This is a genomic window from Brachybacterium phenoliresistens (genome assembly GCF_000576425.1).
GTDB classification, from domain to species: domain Bacteria; phylum Actinomycetota; class Actinomycetes; order Actinomycetales; family Dermabacteraceae; genus Brachybacterium; species Brachybacterium phenoliresistens.
On the sequence record NZ_KK069994.1, the window covers coordinates 106,116 to 123,696 of the forward strand.

At 72.6% G+C, this 17,581-nt stretch carries 17 protein-coding genes; 5 read left to right on the plus strand and 12 right to left on the minus strand.

Annotated elements, in window-relative coordinates:
- Nucleotides 1-62: 62 nt before the first annotated feature.
- Entirely contained in the window at nucleotides 63-1,493 is a 1,431-nt protein-coding gene (locus BF93_RS09910; protein WP_038372348.1) for a mycothione reductase, read from the plus strand.
- A 27-nt stretch (nucleotides 1,494-1,520) separates the two neighbouring features.
- Here BF93_RS09910 and BF93_RS09915 read toward each other — a convergent pair whose 3' ends face one another.
- The gene (locus tag BF93_RS09915) at nucleotides 1,521-3,815 is read right to left on the minus strand and encodes an LCP family glycopolymer transferase (protein ID WP_232226308.1); all 2,295 of its coding nucleotides are present in this window, start codon (nucleotides 3,813-3,815) and stop codon (nucleotides 1,521-1,523) included.
- A gap of 576 nt (nucleotides 3,816-4,391) precedes the next feature.
- Between BF93_RS09915 and BF93_RS09920 the strand changes: the two genes are divergently transcribed.
- Both BF93_RS09920 and galE read left to right on the plus strand, forming a co-directional pair.
- Nucleotides 4,392-5,852, plus strand: a complete 1,461-nt coding sequence (locus BF93_RS09920; protein WP_038372351.1) for a GuaB1 family IMP dehydrogenase-related protein — start codon at nucleotides 4,392-4,394, stop codon at nucleotides 5,850-5,852.
- A 40-nt stretch (nucleotides 5,853-5,892) separates the two neighbouring features.
- The gene (gene galE / locus BF93_RS09925) at nucleotides 5,893-6,873 is read left to right on the plus strand and encodes a UDP-glucose 4-epimerase GalE (RefSeq protein WP_038372352.1); all 981 of its coding nucleotides are present in this window, start codon (nucleotides 5,893-5,895) and stop codon (nucleotides 6,871-6,873) included.
- 42 nt (nucleotides 6,874-6,915) lie between these two features.
- Here the strand turns inward: galE and ilvA are convergent, their stop codons facing one another.
- From ilvA to BF93_RS09940, 3 genes are all read right to left on the minus strand, one after another.
- Nucleotides 6,916-8,184 (minus strand): threonine ammonia-lyase IlvA, encoded by a 1,269-nt coding sequence (gene ilvA, locus BF93_RS09930; RefSeq protein ID WP_038372353.1) that lies wholly within the window; start codon nucleotides 8,182-8,184, stop codon nucleotides 6,916-6,918.
- Nucleotides 8,185-8,231: 47 nt separating this feature from the next.
- Nucleotides 8,232-8,528: a PTS sugar transporter subunit IIB gene (locus BF93_RS09935; RefSeq protein ID WP_038372355.1), complete on the minus strand. Its 297-nt coding sequence runs from the start codon at nucleotides 8,526-8,528 to the stop codon at nucleotides 8,232-8,234.
- A gap of 235 nt (nucleotides 8,529-8,763) precedes the next feature.
- Nucleotides 8,764-9,246, minus strand: a complete 483-nt coding sequence (locus BF93_RS09940) for a CarD family transcriptional regulator (RefSeq protein ID WP_038372356.1) — start codon at nucleotides 9,244-9,246, stop codon at nucleotides 8,764-8,766.
- A gap of 291 nt (nucleotides 9,247-9,537) precedes the next feature.
- On the opposite strand from BF93_RS09940, the gene BF93_RS09945 reads away from it, so the two are divergent.
- Nucleotides 9,538-10,041 carry a hypothetical protein gene (locus tag BF93_RS09945; RefSeq protein ID WP_232226309.1) on the plus strand — a complete coding sequence of 168 codons (504 nt, stop codon included), beginning with the start codon at nucleotides 9,538-9,540 and terminating at the stop codon, nucleotides 10,039-10,041.
- A gap of 144 nt (nucleotides 10,042-10,185) precedes the next feature.
- Here the strand turns inward: BF93_RS09945 and BF93_RS09950 are convergent, their stop codons facing one another.
- On the minus strand, nucleotides 10,186-10,878 hold the full coding sequence (locus tag BF93_RS09950; RefSeq protein WP_038372357.1) for a response regulator transcription factor: 693 nt from the start codon (nucleotides 10,876-10,878) through the stop codon (nucleotides 10,186-10,188).
- Between the two features lie 4 nt (nucleotides 10,879-10,882).
- Nucleotides 10,883-12,094 (minus strand): sensor histidine kinase, encoded by a 1,212-nt coding sequence (locus BF93_RS09955; RefSeq protein WP_038372358.1) that lies wholly within the window; start codon nucleotides 12,092-12,094, stop codon nucleotides 10,883-10,885.
- Between the two features lie 156 nt (nucleotides 12,095-12,250).
- On the opposite strand from BF93_RS09955, the gene phoU reads away from it, so the two are divergent.
- On the plus strand, nucleotides 12,251-12,925 hold the full coding sequence (gene phoU, locus BF93_RS09960) for a phosphate signaling complex protein PhoU (protein WP_038372359.1): 675 nt from the start codon (nucleotides 12,251-12,253) through the stop codon (nucleotides 12,923-12,925).
- Nucleotides 12,926-13,125: 200 nt separating this feature from the next.
- Here the strand turns inward: phoU and BF93_RS09965 are convergent, their stop codons facing one another.
- Genes BF93_RS09965 through BF93_RS09990 form a run of 6 tightly spaced genes read right to left on the minus strand, consistent with a single transcriptional unit; the run spans nucleotide 13,126 to nucleotide 17,576 of the window.
- Nucleotides 13,126-13,491: a DUF4235 domain-containing protein gene (locus BF93_RS09965; protein ID WP_038372360.1), complete on the minus strand. Its 366-nt coding sequence runs from the start codon at nucleotides 13,489-13,491 to the stop codon at nucleotides 13,126-13,128.
- Nucleotides 13,492-13,532: 41 nt separating this feature from the next.
- A complete protein-coding gene (locus tag BF93_RS09970) occupies nucleotides 13,533-14,570 on the minus strand; it encodes an LCP family protein (protein ID WP_038372361.1) in 1,038 nt (345 codons plus the stop codon).
- Complete coding sequence (gene trmB, locus BF93_RS09975; protein ID WP_051486814.1) at nucleotides 14,567-15,394, minus strand: tRNA (guanosine(46)-N7)-methyltransferase TrmB; 828 nt, start codon at nucleotides 15,392-15,394, stop codon at nucleotides 14,567-14,569. Before trmB ends, BF93_RS09970 begins: the two co-directional genes overlap by 4 nt.
- Nucleotides 15,387-15,812 carry a QcrA and Rieske domain-containing protein gene (locus BF93_RS20050; RefSeq protein WP_038372569.1) on the minus strand — a complete coding sequence of 142 codons (426 nt, stop codon included), beginning with the start codon at nucleotides 15,810-15,812 and terminating at the stop codon, nucleotides 15,387-15,389. The genes trmB and BF93_RS20050 overlap by 8 nt, the downstream gene beginning before the upstream one ends.
- Nucleotides 15,813-15,861: 49 nt before the next feature.
- Nucleotides 15,862-16,428, minus strand: a complete 567-nt coding sequence (def, locus tag BF93_RS09985; RefSeq protein WP_038372362.1) for a peptide deformylase — start codon at nucleotides 16,426-16,428, stop codon at nucleotides 15,862-15,864.
- On the minus strand, nucleotides 16,425-17,576 hold the full coding sequence (locus BF93_RS09990) for a YihY/virulence factor BrkB family protein (RefSeq protein WP_051486815.1): 1,152 nt from the start codon (nucleotides 17,574-17,576) through the stop codon (nucleotides 16,425-16,427). The genes def and BF93_RS09990 overlap by 4 nt, the downstream gene beginning before the upstream one ends.
- Nucleotides 17,577-17,581: the final 5 nt, after the last annotated feature.

The window sequence follows — 17,581 nt, forward strand, 5'->3', positions numbered from 1 at the left end:
GACGTGCCGATGCCCGTCGATGTGACCGACCGCGCGGACTTCTGCCCGACTAGCCTGGGGCGGTGACCCACTACGACATCGCCCTGATCGGATCCGGCTCCGCGAACTCGCTGCCCGGTCCGGACCTCTCCGAGACCACGATCGTCCAGATCGACCGCGGCGTCGGCCCCGAGCACCGGTTCGGGGGGACCTGCCTGAACCTCGGGTGCATCCCCACCAAGATGTTCGTGCACACCGCGAACCTGGCCTCCGCCCCCGCCCGCTCCAGCCGCTTCGGCGTGGACGAGACCCTCGACGCCGTCCGCTGGCGGGACGTGCGCGACCGCATCTTCGGGCGCATCGACCCGATCAGCGCCGGAGGCGAGGACTACCGCGCCCACCACGAGGACAACGCGAACCTCACCCTGCTGCGCGGCACCGCCCGCTTCACCCGACCGGCGTCCGAGGGCCTGCACCACCTGCGGGTCGAGCTCGCCGACGGCGGCACCGAGGAGATCAGCGCCGGCACCGTGGTGATCGGCGCCGGGTCCCGTCCCGCCATGCCGCCGATCGCCGGGCTGGCCGAGGCCCGGCCGCTGACCTCGGACACCATCATGCGGATCGACGAGCTGCCGGCCTCGATCGCGATCCTCGGCTCCGGCGTCATCGCCGCCGAGCTCGCGCACGTGCTCGCCTCCTTCGGCGTCGAGGTCACGATCATCGCCCGCGGCGACCGGCTGCTGCGCCGGGCCGACGACGACGTCTCCGCCCGCCTGACCGAGGTGCTCTCCGCGAGGATGCACGTGGTCACCGGGTTCCATGCCACCCGCGTCGAGCGCGACGACGACGGCGTGCGCCTGCACGGGGAGCGCGGCGGCGCCGCCGCGACGATCCGCGCCGAGGAGCTGCTCGTCGCCACGGGCCGCACCCCCAACGCCGACCTGGTGGACGCGGCGGCCGCCGGCATCGACGTGAGCGGGGACGGCCGCATCGAGGTCGATGCGTACCAGCGGGTGCTCGCCGGCGGCGAGGTGCTGCCCGGCGCCTGGGCGCTCGGGGACGTCTCCAGCCCCCACCAGCTCAAGCATGTGGCCAACCACGAGCTGCGCATCGTGCGCCACAACCTGCGCCATCCCGAGGCGCTGCGCCGCTCGGACGAGATGCCCGTCGCCTACGGCGTGTTCTCCAGCCCGCAGGTCGCAGCCGTCGGCATGACCGAGAAGGAGGCCCGCGCCTCCGGCCGCACGGTGCGCGTGGCCGTGCAGGAGTACGCCTCGATCGCCTACGGCTGGGCGATGGAGGACACCACGGGCTTCGCGAAGATCATCGTGGACGCGGACAGCGAGCTGTTCCTGGGCGCGCACATCATCGGCCCCGAGGCGACGAGCCTCATCCAGCTGATCACGCAGGCGATGAGCACGGGGCAGCGCCCCCGCGACATCGCCGCCACCCAGTACTGGATCCATCCCGCGATGCCGGAGCTGATCGAGAACGCCCTGCTGCAGCTGGTGTGACCCCGGCGGAGGGCCGGGAGCCGTCGCTCAGCCCGTGCCCTCCGCCTGGCCGGGCATGCAGGACTTCAGGGGATCGGCCACGATGACCGGCTCCTCGGTGGCCTCCTGCGAGGTCTCCGCGTCCTCCGGCGTGGTGGTCTGCTCCTCGGTGGTCTCCTCGGCGCTGGGCTCCTCGGTCGGGGTCGTGGTCGCCGTGGAGGAGTCGGCCGGGGCCGAGGGCTCCGCCGGGGCGGTCGGCTCGGCGGAGGGGTCCTCGCCGCGCACCGACTCCGGAGCGACCTGCGACATGGAGTCCTCGATCGACGCCTGCACCCACTGCTCGATGTAGTCGTAGTCCGGCCGTCCGGGGTTCGTGACCTCGGTGGTGATGGGGTACGAGGTGAACCCGGCCTTCTTGATCCGCATGCCCAGGTCGACGAAGGCGCTCAGCTGCGTCGAGGGGATGTTCGTCTCGATGTTCCGCTCGGTGGCGGTGACCAGCCCCGGCACCGACAGGGCTAGGGTCGCGGGATCGGCCTCCTCGGTCACCACGCGGACGATCCGCTGCTGGCGGCACATGCGGTTGAAGTCGTCCGAGCCCTCGCGGGAGCGGGCGTACCACAGCGCCGTGTAGCCGTCCAGCTCCTGCCAGCCCGGCTCGATGTAGCCGCTGATGGGGTACTTGCGTCCGGTGGACTGGTTGGTGCCGCCGCCGATGGGGATGCGGCGCTCGACCTCCATCTTGACACCGCCGATCGCGTCGACGAGGTCCTCGAAGCCCTGCAGGTTGACCATCGCGTAGTAGTCGATGTCCAGGCCCAGGGTCTCCGAGACGGCCTGCGTGGTGGCGGTCAGGCCGGGGGACGGGTCCCCGGGGTAGAGGTCCGGGCGGTCCTCCGCCCAGGTCCACACGGCGTTGATGAGGTTCTCGTTGCGCCCGAAGTAGTCGAAGCCGTCGGGGAACTCCTTCGCCGCGGCGGATCCCTCCGGGAACTCCACGTACTGCAGGTTGCGAGGGATCGAGAACAGGGCCGTGCGGCCGGTGGCCGTGTCGATCGAGGCGACCATGATCGTGTCCGGACGCGTGCCGGTGCGGTCCGCGCCGGCGTCCTGGCCCAGCAGCATGATGTTCACGCGGCCCCGGCCGGCCCAGGGATCGGGCTGGTCCAGGGAGTCCTCCGTCGCCCCGCCGAAGACGGTCTGGTTGCCCAGCAGGCCCTGCGCGGCCCACAGGGACTGGACCCCGCGGCCGAAGGGGAGGGCGACCGCGATGACCATCACCAGGGCCAGCACGAGGGAGATGCCGCGCTTGGCGCCGGTGAGCCCCTGACGCGTCGTGTGCGCGAGGTTGGTGGCGATGATCTGGAGAACCCAGACCACCCCGACCAGGCCCGAGACCACCATCAGCGCCACCACGAAGGTGCGGTCCGTGGCGAGCGAGAGCAGGGCACGGGTGGGATCGGCCAGCAGCAGCCAGGCGCCGAGCGCGACCGCGGCGACGACGAACACGGCCGTGAGCAGGATGCCGACCCGTCGCAGCCGCGTCGGGATCAGGCCGGCGCCCGGCACGACGGCCGAGAGCAGGGTCCACAGGGCGGGCACGCGCAGCCGGCCGCCCGACGGCTCCTCGGAGGCCGATGCCGCAGCACCGGTCGCCGGCGCCCCGGAGGCCGATGCCGCAGCGGCCGACGTCGGTGCCGGCGCCGCAGCGGCCGCCGCGGCGACCGCGGGCCCGCCCTGCGCCGGGGGCTGCGCGTCGTCGGCTTCGCCGGCCGCGGGCCGGGGCGCGGAGGCCGCGGGCACGGAGGCCGTGGGCACGGACCCCTCAGGCGCGGGCGAGGCGGGCACGGACTCCGAGGGCTCGGGCGATGCGGGGGCCGGCGCGGCAGCTTCCGGCGTGCTCGCGAAGGCGGCGAGGTCCGGCGGAGGCACGGCCCATGCGTCGCGCTCCTCCGGCGAGAGCTCGCGGGCCCGTCGACCGCGGGGTCGCGGGGCGGTGTCCGCGGCCGCGTCCGAGGCCTCGGGCCGCCCGGCGGTCGCGGATGCCTCGGGGACGACCGGGGTCGGGCGGGTGGGAGCGTCGTCGTCCTGACCCGACCGGGCCGCGGCGCCGCTGCCCGCGGCGGCGGCGGGGAAGGCGCGGCGCGTGCTCATGGCGGCGGCGCCGGCGGTGGGCACGACGGGGGACGGCTCAGCCGCCGAGGGGGAGGCCGGAGAGGCGGTGGCCTCGGAGGGGCGCCCGGGGACGATCTGCGGGGCGGTCTGCGCGGCGCGGCGCGACGAGGCTCCGGCGGCATCCGGGCGGGATGCGGGCTGCTCGTCGGGCACCGGGGGCAGCGGCACGGTCTCCGGGCCCGCCGGCGCGGCCGGCGACTCCGGGACGGAGGATCCCGGGACGGTCGACTGCGGGGCAGAGGATCCCGGGGCAGGGGCCGGCGCGCGGCCCTCGTCGGCGGGGGGCCGAGGCGGCTCGGACGGCGAGGCGTCCGCCTTCTGGTCCATCCACGTGCGGCGGGCGGTGCCGAACGCGGCGTCGCGCGCGGCGCGCGTCTGGTCCGGGGGGACCGGCGGTGTCGCCGGTGCGGGACGCGGCGCCCTGCGTTGCCGGGCGCCGGACGCACGTCGGCGCCCGCGACCGGAGTTGTGCTCCGTCATGGGGACATCCTAGGAAGTGGCCGGCAAAAGGAAGCTCATCGTCCTGTGTGCGGTTCGTGCAGATCCCCCGACGATCCCGTACCCGGTGGCCGCCAGGCCGCTGCCGCGGGGGACCCCGCGGCAGCCTGCCGTCCGCCGGGCCGCGCGAGGCGGACACGAGGACCGGGCCACTCTAGCCTCCGCACCTCCGCAGGACCTGCGCCCTCGGTGAACCCCGACCGCCGACGCCCCGCGCTGCGGTGCGGGCTCCGTATCGTAGGGAGCATGCGCCTGATCCACACGCCCACCACGGACCTCACCTACGACGACTGCTTCTTCCTGCCGTCGCGATCGGCGGTGGCCTCGCGCTTCGACGTGGACCTCGCCTCCGACGACGGGACCGGCACCACCATCCCGCTGGTGGCGGCGAACATGACGGCCGTCTCCGGCCGGCGCATGGCCGAGGTGATGGCGCGCCGCGGTGGGCTCGCCGTGCTCCCGCAGGACCTCGACCCCGAGCGCGTGGACGAGATCGTCCGCACCGTCAAGAGCCGGGACGTCCTGCTGGACCACCCGCTGACCCTCACCGCGCGGGGGACCATCGGCCAGGCGCGGGCCCTGCTGCCCAAGCGGCCGCACGGGATCGTCGTGGTCACCGACGAGGACGGCGCCGTGCTCGGGACCGTGTCCCCGCAGCAGCTCGACGGTCGCGACGCCTTCACCCCCGTGGGCGAGGTCGTGAGCACCGATGTGCTGCGGCTGAGCCCCGAGGACGCGGGCTCCGACCCGGCGCAGCTGCACGCGCGCATCGCCGCCACCCACGACGACGCCGCCCTCGTGCTCGAGGGGGACGGGACCCTGCGCGGCGTCCTCACCTCCCGCGGCGTGCTCCGCTCGACCATCTACCGGCCCGCGCTCGATGCCGAGGGCCGCCTCCGGATCGCCGTGGCCGTCGGCATCAACGCCGAGGCCGCCGACCGCACTCGCGCGCTCGTGGCCGCCGGGGCCGACGTGATCGTGCTGGACACCGCGCACGGGCACCAGGACCGCATGCTCGAGGCCCTGCGCGCCGCCCGCGGCGTCATCGGGCCCCGGGAGGGCACGGCCGTGCGCCTGGTGGCCGGCAACGTCGTCACCGCCGAGGGCACCCGCGAGCTGCTCGAGGCCGGCGCCGACATCGTCAAGGTCGGCGTCGGCCCCGGCGCCATGTGCACGACGCGGATGATGACGGGGGTGGGGCGGCCCCAGTTCTCCGCCGTGCTGGAGTGCGCGCAGGCCGCCCGCGAGCTCGGGGGCCGGATCTGGGCCGACGGCGGGGTGCGCCACCCGCGGGACGTGGCGCTCGCGCTCGCCGCCGGCGCCTCCAACGTGATGATCGGGTCCTGGTTCGCGGGCACCTTCGAATCGCCCGGCGACCTGCACGTGGACGAGCACGGGCGGCGGTACAAGGAGAGCTTCGGGATGGCCTCCAAGCGTGCCGTCTCCTCCCGCACCGCGGCCGAGGACGCCTTCACCCGCGCCCGCAAGGCCCTGTTCGAGGAGGGCATCTCCACCTCCCGGATGTACCTCCCGGAGACCGGCGGGAGCGTCGAGGACGTCCTGGACGAGATCACCGCCGGTGTGCGCTCCTCGGCGACCTACGCGGGCGCCCGCAGCCTCGAGGAGTTCCGCGAGCGCGCCGTGATCGGCCTGCAGAGCGCGAGCGGCTACGCCGAGGGCAAGCCGCTGTCCTCGTCCTGGAGCTGAGCTGACCGCGTCGGCGGCGGCACCGAGTAGGCTCTGGGCCATGACGACTCTCGTGAGCGGTGGTGCCGGATACATCGGGTCGCACGTGGTGCGGCTCCTGCTGGAGAAGGGCGAAGAGGTGGTGGTCGTCGACGATCTCTCCACCGGCGTCGCCGAGCGCGTCGCCGGCGCGGACCTCGTCCACCAGGACATCACCGCCCCGGACGCGGTCGACAAGATCGCCTTCCACCTCACCAGCTCCGGCGCGGACTCGGTGATCCACTTCGCCGCCCACAAGCAGGTGGGGGAGTCGGTCGCCAAGCCCGAGATGTACTGGCACGACAACATCGGCGGCCTCGCGAACGTGCTCGCGGCCTGCGCCCAGGCCGGGGTCCGGGACGTGGTCTTCTCCTCCTCCGCCGCCGTGTACGGCGTGCCGGACGTCGACCTCGTCACCGAGGACCTCCCCCCGCAGCCCATCAACCCCTACGGCGCCACCAAGTACGTCGGCGAGTGGATGCTGGCCGATGCCGAGCGCGCCCACGACATGCGCACCGTCGCCCTGCGCTACTTCAACGTCGCCGGCGCCGGCTGGCCCGAGCTCGCCGACACCGCGGTGATGAACCTGGTGCCGATCGTGCTGGACGCCCTCGCCGCAGGGCAGTCCCCGGTGGTCTTCGGCGACGACTACGACACCCCCGACGGCACCTGTATCCGCGACTACGTCCACGTCCTGGACCTCGCCCATGCGCACATCGCCGCCCTGGACTACCTGCGCGGCGAGGACCGCCCGCACCGCGTGTTCAACGTGGGCACGGGGGAGGGCTCGAGCGTCCTCGAGGTGATCGACGCGATCGCCCGGGCCAAGGGCATCGACATCCCCCCGGAGATCGGCCCGCGCCGGGCCGGGGACCCGGCGCGCCTGATCTGCTCGGGCGACCGGATCGCCCAGCACCTGGGCTGGAAGTCCGAGCACGGGCTGGACGACATCGTCCGCTCGGCGGTCGAGGCCCGCGAGGTGCTGGACGCCCGCGAGGCGTGATCCTCCGCTGCCGGTCCCGCAGGGGACCGGCGGCGGCCCCGCTCAGGTGAGATAGCGGTACATCGGGTCGTGCGGGTCGATGCGCTCGATCTGCATGCCGGAGGTCGCCATCCTCCCCAGCAGCGGCGCGAGGTTCGCGCGGCTGCCGATCTCGAGGCCCACCAGGGCGGGGCCCTCCTCGCGGTTGTTGCGCTTGATGTAGTCGAACAGGACGATGTCGTCCTCGGGCCCCAGCACCGAGTCCAGGAAGCGTCGCAGCGCCCCGGGCTCCTGCGGGAACGTGACCAGGAAGTAGTGGCGCAGCCCCTCGTGCACGAGGGAGCGCTCGACCACCTCGGTGTACCGGGAGACGTCGTTGTTGCCGCCGGACAGGACGATCAGGATCTCCCCGGCGCCGCCGTCCACCGCTGCGGTGGCGACCGCGGTGGCGGCCAGCGCCCCGGCCGGCTCGGCGATGATCCCGTCGGTCTGGTAGAGCGCCAGCATCTCGGTGCAGATGGCGCCCTCCTCGACGGCGAGCACGGTCGGATCGAACCGCCGGATCGCCTCGAAGGGTCCGTCGCCGATGCGGCGCACCGCCGCCCCGTCGACGAATCGGTCCATCTCCTGCAGCGCGACCGGCCGGCCCTCCTCGAGGGCCCGGGCCAGGGAGCGGGCCCCGGCGGGCTCGACGCCGACGATGCGCATCTGCGGCTCGTGCTCCGCCAGCCAGGTGCCGCAGCCGGCCAGCAGCCCGCCGCCGCCGACGGGGAGCACCACGGTGCCCACGTCGTGCCCGTGCTCGGTGCGGATCTGCTCGATCGCCTCGCGCACCACCGTGCCCTGGCCCGCCATCACCAGGGGATGGTCGAACGGCGGCACGATGATCGCGCCGGTGTCCTCGGCGTCCTTCGCGGCGGCCTCGGCGGCATCGTCGAAGGTGTCCCCGACCTGGAGCAGCGTGACATGCTCGCCGCCCAGGGCCACGATCCGCTCCCGCTTCTGGCGGGGCGTGGTGCGCGGGACGTAGATGCGCCCTCGGATGCCGAGGGTCGCGCAGGCCGTGGCGACGCCCTGGGCGTGGTTGCCGGCGCTCGCGGCCACCACCCCGGAGGCCCGCTCGGGCTCGGTCAGGGCCGACAGGAACAGGGAGGCGCCCCGCAGCTTGTACGAGCGCACCGGCTGGAGGTCCTCGCGCTTGACCCACACGGGGACCCCGGCGATGTCCGAGAGCCGTGCGCTGCGGTGCACCGGGGTGCGGGCGGCGATGCCCGCCAGCCGCTCGGCGGCGCGGTCGACATCGGCGGCGGACAGCGGTCTGGGCGCGGTCATGCAGGTTCCTTCACGGCAGGGGGTCCTCGTCCCGGGACGGGGCCGGGTCAGCGGTCGCTCGGATCGAGCTGGTCCAGGTGATGCGCGATCTCCTCGAGGGTGCGATCCGGGGAGGTCTCCAGGACCAGCGGCATCCCCGAGACCACGGGCATCCCCAGGGAGGTGGGCAGCTCGAGGGTGGAGACCGCCACATCGGCGGAGACGTCCGTGGAGAGCAGATCCATCACGGTATACCGGTCGACCCGCACGTCCCGCCCCTGGTCCGCGAAATGGTCGCGGATACGCGCGGCGATCAGGGTCGAGGTCGTGGAGCCGACGGACGTGATCACGGCGATGGTGCGCATCGGACTCCTCGGTCCTCATCGGAGGCCGGGTGGTCGGTCCGGCCGGGGCCGGCACGCCGCAGAGTGATCTGCGACACGTCGGCGCCTGATTGTGGCACGGACCGGGCGGAAACGCCACGCCGGGCCGCCGGGGAAGCGGTGCGTCACCTCCCCGACGACCCCCGGACGCACCGATGCCCGCCGAGCACGGGCTCGGCGGGCATCGGCGGCGTGCGGCCCGGAGGGCCGGACGACGTCAGGAGGCGAGGACCTCGTCGAGGATCGACTCCGCGGAGGTCTCATCGGTCTTCTCCGCGAGGGCGAGCTCCGAGACGAGGATCTGCCGCGCCTTGGCCAGCATCCGCTTCTCGCCGGCCGAGAGGCCGCGATCCTTGTCGCGACGCCACAGGTCGCGCACGACCTCGGCGACCTTCTTCATATCGCCCGAGGCCAGCTTCTCGACGTTCGCCTTGTAGCGACGCGACCAGTTGGTGGGCTCTTCCGTGTACGGCTGGCGGAGGACGTCGAAGACCTCCTCGAGGCCTTCCTTGTCGACCACGTCGCGCACGCCGACCAGGTCGACGTTCTCTGCAGGCACCTCGATGGTGAGGTCGCCCTGCGCCACCTTCAGCTTGAGGTATGTCCGATCCTCTCCCTTGATGGTGCGCGTCTTCACCTCTTCGATAAGAGCTGCACCGTGATGCGGGTAGACGACGGTCTCGCCGATGGCAAAGTTCATGTGAGGGCTCCCCTTTCAGCCGTTATAGTCTATCACCACCCCTGTGTGCTATCCTACGCGGCTGCCCGCGCGGGCGCTCGGGTGCCCACGGGGTGAGCAGGTCGCGGGCAGGCGGTGGGCCCGGCGCGGGGGAGCGCTGCGGGGCCGCGCGGGCGAGGTGCGTCGGCATGCGGGGGGCTCCGCCCGTGCGATAGGCTGGCCCGGCCTGCGCGACCTGTGCGCGGCACCCCAGAAGCACGCAGCATGGCCGTCGCCGGTTCGTCCCCGGAGCGGTACCGAATAGGAGACTTCGTGAACACCGTGCGCCGTCCTCGTCGACTCGCCCTGGCGGTCGCCTCCCTCGGCCTCGCCCTCGCCGCGACGGGCTGCAGCTACATGAACCCGGTGCAGACGCACGACTTCTACCAGGCGGCCGATGGCACCAACGCCACGCTCGAGCGCGACGGCAAGGAGTTCGCCGGGGTGCGCAACGCGATCCTCGTGGAGGAGTCCGAGGGCAGCAGCGTGCTGTACGCGACGGCCGTGAACACGACGACGGAGCCGCTGCAGGTGCGCCTCGAGGGATCCGGCGAGAGCGGCGTGCTGTTCTCCACCTCCGTCACCGTGCCCGCGCAGAGCACCGTGAAGATCGGCCCCGACGAGGCGCAGACGGTCTCGGTCTCCCAGGACATCTCCACCGGCGACATCCTCACGCTCGCCGTGACCGCCGACGGCATCACCGAGGAGATCTCCCTGCCGACCACGGGCGTCTCCCTTGAGCACTACCAGCGCAGCGACGGCGGCGGGGACGCCTGACCCGCTCCGCCGGTCCAGGGCCGCGGCCGTCCCGAGGACCCGCCGCCGGCCCGCGCCCCCCGGGGCGCTCCCTCGACATCGCGAAGGCCCCGTCCCGCAGCCCCTCAGGGCGCGGACGGGGCCTTCGCCGTCGTCCCGGCGAGCTCAGCGGGCGGCGGACTCGAATTTGTAGCCCAGTCCCCGCACGGTCACCAGATGCACCGGATTGCGGGGATCCTCCTCGATCTTCGCGCGCAGGCGTTTGACGTGGACGTCGAGGGTCTTGGTGTCGCCGACGTAGTTGGCGCCCCACACGCGGTCGATGAGCTGGCCGCGGGTGAGGACCCGGTCGACGTTGCGCAGCAGCATCTCCAGCAGCTCGAACTCCTTCAGCGGCAGCGGGACCTCCTCGCCGCGCACGGACACGACGTGCCGCTCCACGTCCATGGTGATCCGGCCCGCCGAGAGGACCGTGTCCTCGGTCGACTCCGCCGAGTCCTGGCCGCGGCGCAGCACGGCCTTGATCCGGGCCAGCAGCTCGCGGGAGGAGTACGGCTTGGTGACGTAGTCGTCGGCGCCCAGCTCGAGGCCGAGCACCTTGTCGAACTCGTCGTCCTTGGCGGTGAGCATGATGACGGGCACGCTCGAGGTGCGCCGGATCTCGCGGCACACATCGGTCCCGCTCATGCCGGGCAGCATCAGGTCCAGCAGCACCAGGTCGGCGCCGTGCGCGGTGAAGATGCGCAGGCCGTCGGTGCCGTTGTCGGCGACCGCCACCTCGTACCCCTCCTTGCGCAGCGAGTACGACAGGGGGTCGGAGAACGACTCCTCGTCCTCGACGATCAGGATGCGGGCCATGGGATCAACCTCTTCCTCGTGCAGTCTCGTCGTCCGCCGGCGGGGCGTCGGAGCCCCGCACGGTGATCGCATCGGTGCGCCCCATCTCCGGGATGCGCAGCGTGAAGGTGGAGCCCTGGCCCTCGAGGGACCAGGCGGACACCTCGCCGCCGTGATCGGTGGCGATGTGCTTGACGATCGCGAGCCCCAGCCCGGAGCCGCCGGTCTCCCGCGAACGGGCGCGGTCCACGCGGAAGAACCGCTCGAAGACCCGCTCCAGGTTCTCCTTGGAGATGCCGATGCCCTCGTCCTTGACGGCGAGCTCGACGAAGCCCTCCTCCCGTCGCACGGAGACCCCCACCCGGGTCTCGGGATCGGAGTAGGAGATCGCGTTGGAGATGAGATTGGACAGCGCCGTGGTCAGCATCGCCTCGGAGCCGAAGACATGCAGGCCCGTGGCCCCGCCGACCTGCACCTCCACCCGCGAGCCGAGGGCGAAGTTGCGGTTCAGGGCGACGGCCTCGGCGACGACGTCGTCGATCTCGACCGGCTCGGCATCGGGCAGGGCGGAGGCTCCCTGGACGCGGGAGAGCTCGATGATCTCCTGCACCAGGTGCGAGAGCCGACGGGACTCCGTCTGCATGCGGTCGGCGAAGCGGCGCACGGCGTCCGGGTCCTCGGCGGCGTCCTGCATGGTCTCGGCCAGCAGGGTGATCGCCCCGACCGGGGTCTTCAGCTCGTGGGAGACGTTCGCGACGAAGTCGCGCCGCGTCTCCTCGACCCGCACGGCGCGCGAGAGGTCATCGGCCAGGAGCAGCACGCCGCGGGAGCCGAGGACGCCCATCCGCACGTCGATGACCGCATCGGACTCCTCGTTGCTGGTGCGGCGCAGGGTCATGCGCCGGTCGCGGTAGCCGCCGTTGCGGGCCACGTCCCCGGCCATCTCCATGAGCTCCTGGCTCGCCAGACGCGGGTACTCGTTGCCCTGGGCGCGGACGATGCCGTAGGAGTACGCGAGCGGGGAGGCGCGCAGCACGTCGCCGGCGGAGTCGAGGACCACATAGGCCTGCGAGAGGATCGCGAGGACCTCGGCCGCGGCCTCGGGGACGACGGGCGGCGGGACAGCGGCGGCGGAGGGCGCGGCGCGCTGGTCGAAGCGGTGCAGGGCGAGTGTTGCAGCGCACCCGATGACCAGGCCGATCGCCCCCGCGAGCAGGAGCAGGGCGGTGGTGGGCACCGTCCAACTCTAGGCCGTCCCGCAGGGCGCTCATGCAATCTTCGCGCGTTCAGGGGACACTGGACCCCAGGAGTTCACCCGGACTCCCACATCCATTCACGATCGGTTGGAAGGATCGTCGACGATCCATCCATACCGAGGAAGCGAGAGACAGCAATGCGCGAGGCTTACCAGAGCGATCTGCGACATGTGGTCGAGGACCTGGTGCACATGGCATCGCTCGTCGAGAACGCCATCCGAGACGCGTCCACGGCGCTCGCCACCGGCGATCTCGCGCTGGCGGAGCGCGTCATCGCTGCCGACATGACCATCGACCAGCGCCAGATCGACCTCGACGAGAAGATCGTCGAGATGCTGGCCCGCCAGTCGCCGGTCGCGACCGATCTGCGTCTGCTGGTCGCCGCGCTGCGCATGAGCTCCTCGCTCGAGCGCATGGGCGATCTCGCCGAGCACGTCGCGCTCTCCGCGCGCCGCCGCTACCCGGACCTCGTGGTCCCCGAGCAGCATCGCGAGGCGCTGGCCACCATGGCCGAGCTCGTCGTCCAAGGAGTCGTCGACGCCGCCACCGTCATCCAGGAGCGCGACCTCGCCCTCGCCGGCCTGGTCGAGCGCCGCGACTCCGACATCGACGCGATCCAGTCGGAGCTGTACCGCGCGGTGACCCGCGCGGACGATCTCGGCACCGAGCAGGTCATGGACCTGATCCTGCTGGGGCGCTACTACGAGCGCCTGGGCGACCACGCGGTCTCCCTGGTGCGCCGTGTGGCGTTCCTGGTGACCGGCGAGGCGATCGACGCCCACAGCCCCGTCACGGACGTCCCGGAGGTCTGAGACGTCCCTGAGGTCTGATCCGCGGCGCCCGGGCCCGCGGCGCCGGGCGCCGCGGGTGCGGGAGCCGCACGGGGACGGGCACATGCGACGAGCCGCGGCACAGTGATCTGTGCCGCGGCTCGTCGCATGCGGTGCGGGTCCCGCTGCGCGGGACCGCCCTGCCCGAGGGCGCCGGTGGGCGGGGCCCCTGCGCGGGGCGGTCAGCCGCGGTTCGCGCGGGGGCGCCGGGAGGTGAGGCGCTCGGCGCCGGAGCGGGCGCCCTTCTTGGCGAGCTCCTGCAGGGCCTTGATGGCCACGCCCGAGATGAGGATCCACAGCAGGCCCTTCCACACGGGCTGGTCCTGCTGCGGGTCGCGGATGTCGAGGATCTCGGCCTTGGAGAGCCCCGCCTTCTTCGCCTCCTTGCGGGCCGCCTTCGTCGCCTTGGCGCTGGCCTTGAGGGCCTTGGCGGTGGGTGCGTCCTCGCCGAACGCGGCATCCCAGCCGCGGGTGATGAGCTTGTTGCCGATCACTCCGGCGGCGATTCCGGCGCCGGTGACGGCGATCTTCACGAGGGGGTTTGCCACGAGGATCCTCCTGGGTGGGATGCGGTTCTCGGCCGGGCCGATCAGTACTTCCCGGCGTTCTCCGCGAAGTACGTGCCCATGGAGTCATTCTTCAGGGCCTCGCGCAGGACGTCCATTCCGTCCTCGTCCGTCGCGACGACGCTGGCGCCTCCGCTGGTCATGAACGGCTCCCCGTGGGGGACCGCCAGGAAGTGGAGGTCGGAGGTGCGCAGGTCCCGCAGGGACAGCCCGAGATCGACGATCGCGCTCGGGGTGAGCGCATCGTCGGTGGTGAGATACGGCGAGATGGACTCGACCGCCTCGGTGATCCTGCCCGGGCTCGAGAGCGTGTTGCTGCTGAGGAGCTCCTTGGCGATCCCGCGCAGCAGCGCCTGCTGGTTCCGGTTGCGCTGGAAGTCGCCGTCGACGAAGTTCTTGCGGGCCCGCACGAAGGCGAGCGCCTCCTCGCCGTTGACGTGCTGGGTGCCCTCGGTGAACTGGTGGCCGTCGATCTCGAAGTCCTGCGGGACCTCGACGTCGACGCCGCCCAGCGTGTCCACCAGGCCCTGGACGCCGTCGAAGTCGATCAGCGCCACATGGTCGATGGGCACGCCCGTGTAGTTCTCCACCGTCGTCACCGCGAGCGGGATCCCGCCGTAGGCCAGGGCCGCGTTGATGCGTCCCTTGCCGTGCCCGGGGATGTCGATGTACAGGTCGCGGGGGAAGGACATGAAGTACACCCCCGAGCGGTCGGCGGGGACGTGCACCAGCATCATCACGTCGGAGCGCTGCCCCGTGATGCCGGAGGCCGCCGCCTCCTCCTCGCTGCGCTTGTCCGACCCCAGCAGCAGGAAGTTCTGGCCCTCGGTGTCCTCCGGACGATCGCCGTCGGAGGGGCCGCGGGTCACCTGCACGACCGTGCGCTTCTCGTAGGCATCGCGCAGGTCGAACATGTACTTCGCCGCGATCACGCCGGCGGCCGCGACGATGGCGGCGAGGACGATCAGCCCGACGAGGGCGATCTTGAATCCCCGTCGCCGGCGCGGCGGTTCGTCGGGGTCGATCTCGCCGGGCAGATCGATGGAGTCGGAAGTCGTCATGGGTGTTCACTCTCATCCGGGGAGGGGGCCACGGACGCTGCGGCCCCCCGGAACGCAATATCCCATACTAGTCGGCCGGCATCGCCGGCCTTCCGCTCGAAGCTGGTCAGCACCCGTCCCTCGTACCGCGGCGCCCAGCCGAGCTCGGGAAGATCCTCCGGGACCTGGTCCGTCGTCGTGCCCGCGGGGCGTGGGGAGTCGTTGTGAAGATTCTGCAGGCGCGGCTCGGCGTCCAGCACGGACCGCATGTGCCCGGCGTACTCCGCCCAGTCCGTGGCCAGGCGCAGCACCCCGCCGGGGGCCAGGAGCGGCAGCACGACCTCCAGCAGCGGCGGGTTCACCAGGCGGCGCTTGTGGTGGCGGGACTTGTGCCAGGGATCGGGGAAGTAGATCCACAGCTCGTGGATCGACCGCTCGGGCAGGAGGGTCGCCAGGGAGTGCAGGGCATCCAGCGGGACGAGGCGCACGTTGTCGGGGCTGCCGGCGCGCTCGATGCGGTCCAGCGTCTGGGCGATGCCGGGGATGTACACCTCGAAGGCGAGGTGGTCGCGCTCGGGGTGGGCCGCCGCGGCGGCGGCGATGTTCTCGCCCTGACCGCTGCCGATCTCCACGACCAGCGGGGCGGTGCGGCCGAATACGGCGGCAGGGTCGATGCGGGCGGCAGGGTCCGGGACCGTGTCGCGCTCTCCGCGCGGGAGGTCCAGCACGTAGCGGCGGGCCAGGCGGTCCCAGGCGTCCTGCCGGCTGCGGCTGAGCCGGGACCCGCGGCGCACGAAGGAGACGATCTCGCGCTGCGGCCGGGAGGCGTCGCTCGGCTCAGGCACGGCGGACGACCCCGTCCTCGACGACGATCTCGACGTCGGGGAGGTTCTCGGTGGCCGGTCCGCTGAGCACGTCGCCGGTGGCGGCGTCGAACCGCGAGCCGTGGCAGGGGCAGTCCAGCTCGGTCTCGGCGAGCTGCACGGCGCACCCGTGGTGGGTGCAGTAGCCGCTGAACGCGGTGAGCTCATCGCCGGTGCCGCGGACGATCGCGACGAAGGGCCGCTGGCCGCCGAAGTTCACCAGGGTGGTGGCGTTCTCGGGGAGGTCCTCGAGGGCGATCGCGCCGTCCTCGGCGGGCAGGGGCGCGGCGGTGCCGAAGCCCTCGTCCTCCGGGCCGCAGGCGGCGAGGGTGCCGACCCCGGCCGCGGAGACGGAGAGCAGGCCGAGGGCATGACGACGGGAGAGGCAGGGGGGAATCACCCCCACAGGATAGACGCGCTCCCTGGCCGCGAGCCCGCGCCGGCCCGGCTCACACCTCCTCCTGCGTGGTCGCCCCGGGATCCCAGCTCAGCAGCCCCTCGGCGCGCCAGCCGCGGGAGGTCACCGCGTCGAGGGCCTCGCGGCGCAGGGCCGGGGAGAGCCGGTCGATGTACAGCATGCCGTCGAGATGGTCGACCTCGTGCTGCAGGGCCCGGGCGAGCACGCCCCCGTCGTCCTCGACGAGGACATCGGCGCCCTCGAGGTCGGTGCCCCGCACCCGGGCGCCCCGGAACCGGGCGGTCGGGAAGCCCTCCCCGGGCACGGAGAGGCATCCCTCGAGCGTCTCCTCGTCGAGCTCGAGTCCGCCGAAGCGCTCCAGGCGGGGGTTGATGACGACGCCGCGGCGCAGGACCCCCGCGGCGTCGGGGCACGAGTAGACGAACAGGCGCCAGCGGGAACCGACCTGCGGTGCGGCCAGGCCCGCCCCATCGGCCGCGTCGTTGGTCTCGAACATGTCGGCGACCAGGGTGCGCAGCTCCGGGGTCACCTCGCGCACCTTCCGGGTGCGCTGCTCGAGGGCACGGTGGCCGATCATCGTGATGGGGCGGATGCTCACGGAGCAGCTCCTTCGTCGGGCGGGGGCGGGGTGTCGGGGCCGGGGGAGCCGACGGAGCGGCGGGAGGGGTTGACGGCCAGGGGATTGCGGGCGTCGACGATCATCACGGACCGCCGGTGACGGACCGGCCGTCCGGTGCGCGCCGCCTCGGCCACCACCCGGCTGATCTCCTCGGTGCGCTCCGCATCGGAGGCCAGGAAGTCCAGCGAGTGCGTCGACTGCGGGGTGAGGTCGATGTGGTTCCACGCCGGCAGGCCCAGGGCGATCTGCCGGGCGCGCAGGAACTCCGCGTCCAGCGCCGCCCCGGCCACGATCACGATGTTCGCCAGCCACAGCAGGAGCAGCAGGCCGATCAGGCCGTTCAGCGTCGTGATCAGCTCCGAGAAGCGCGTCGCGTAGCTCGCGAGGCGCCCGACGGCCAGCGCGGAGCCGAACAGCACCAGCACCGACACGACCGATCCCAGCGTCATCACCCGGTAGCGGGGCAGGCGCACGTTGGGGAAGAGGAAGTAGGCGAGCGAGACGCCGATGATGAGGATCGCCAGGAGGATCGGCCATTTCACGAGGTTCCACGCCTCGAAGGCGATCCGGGGGATGCCGATCAGCTCGCCCAGGCGCTGCGAGGCCTCGCCGCCGAGGATCACCATGAAGATCGCCAGCAGCACGATGGAGACGATCACCGTCGTCTCCCCGAGCACGATGGTGCGGAACCACAGGAAGGGACGGCCCTCGCGGGTGTCGTAGACCCGGTGCATCGCCCGATGGAACGCCGCCACCCCGTTGGAGGCGGAGACGAGCGCCCCCAGCGTGCCCAGCGCCAGGCCCAGGACGCCGCCGCGCGTCCCGGCGGCCGCGAGGATCGCGGACGCGTAAGGGCGCGGGTCCACCGCCGGGAAGATCTCCGTGACCAGACCGGAGAAGGTCTGCACGGTCCGCTCCTCGATGCCCAGCAGGGACACCATGGAGACCATCGCCACCGCCGCCGGGAACACCGACAGCAGCAGGTAGAAGGTCATGGTGCCGGCGACGTCCCACACCTGGATGTCGATCAGTCGGATCCGGACGCGGTTGAGCACGTGCAGGACGCTCAGGCGCGGATGCGCGATCTCGACCTCCGGCGGAGGACGGCGACGGCGGACAGGGTTCATGGTCG

Bases quoted from the DNA above. Each gene is read 5' to 3' on its own strand.
- phoU (WP_038372359.1), top strand. From the start codon at position 12,251: ATGCGCGAGGCTTACCAGAGCGATCTGCGACATGTGGTCGAGGACCTG.
- BF93_RS09920 (WP_038372351.1), top strand. From the start codon at position 4,392: ATGCGCCTGATCCACACGCCCACCACGGACCTCACCTACGACGACTGC.
- BF93_RS09970 (WP_038372361.1), bottom strand. From the start codon at position 14,570: ATGACGACTTCCGACTCCATCGATCTGCCCGGCGAGATCGACCCCGAC.
- BF93_RS09935 (WP_038372355.1), bottom strand. From the start codon at position 8,528: ATGCGCACCATCGCCGTGATCACGTCCGTCGGCTCCACGACCTCGACC.
- BF93_RS09950 (WP_038372357.1), bottom strand. From the start codon at position 10,878: ATGGCCCGCATCCTGATCGTCGAGGACGAGGAGTCGTTCTCCGACCCC.
- BF93_RS09940 (WP_038372356.1), bottom strand. From the start codon at position 9,246: ATGAACTTTGCCATCGGCGAGACCGTCGTCTACCCGCATCACGGTGCA.
- galE (WP_038372352.1), top strand. From the start codon at position 5,893: ATGACGACTCTCGTGAGCGGTGGTGCCGGATACATCGGGTCGCACGTG.
- BF93_RS09990 (WP_051486815.1), bottom strand. From the start codon at position 17,576: ATGAACCCTGTCCGCCGTCGCCGTCCTCCGCCGGAGGTCGAGATCGCG.
- ilvA (WP_038372353.1), bottom strand. From the start codon at position 8,184: ATGACCGCGCCCAGACCGCTGTCCGCCGCCGATGTCGACCGCGCCGCC.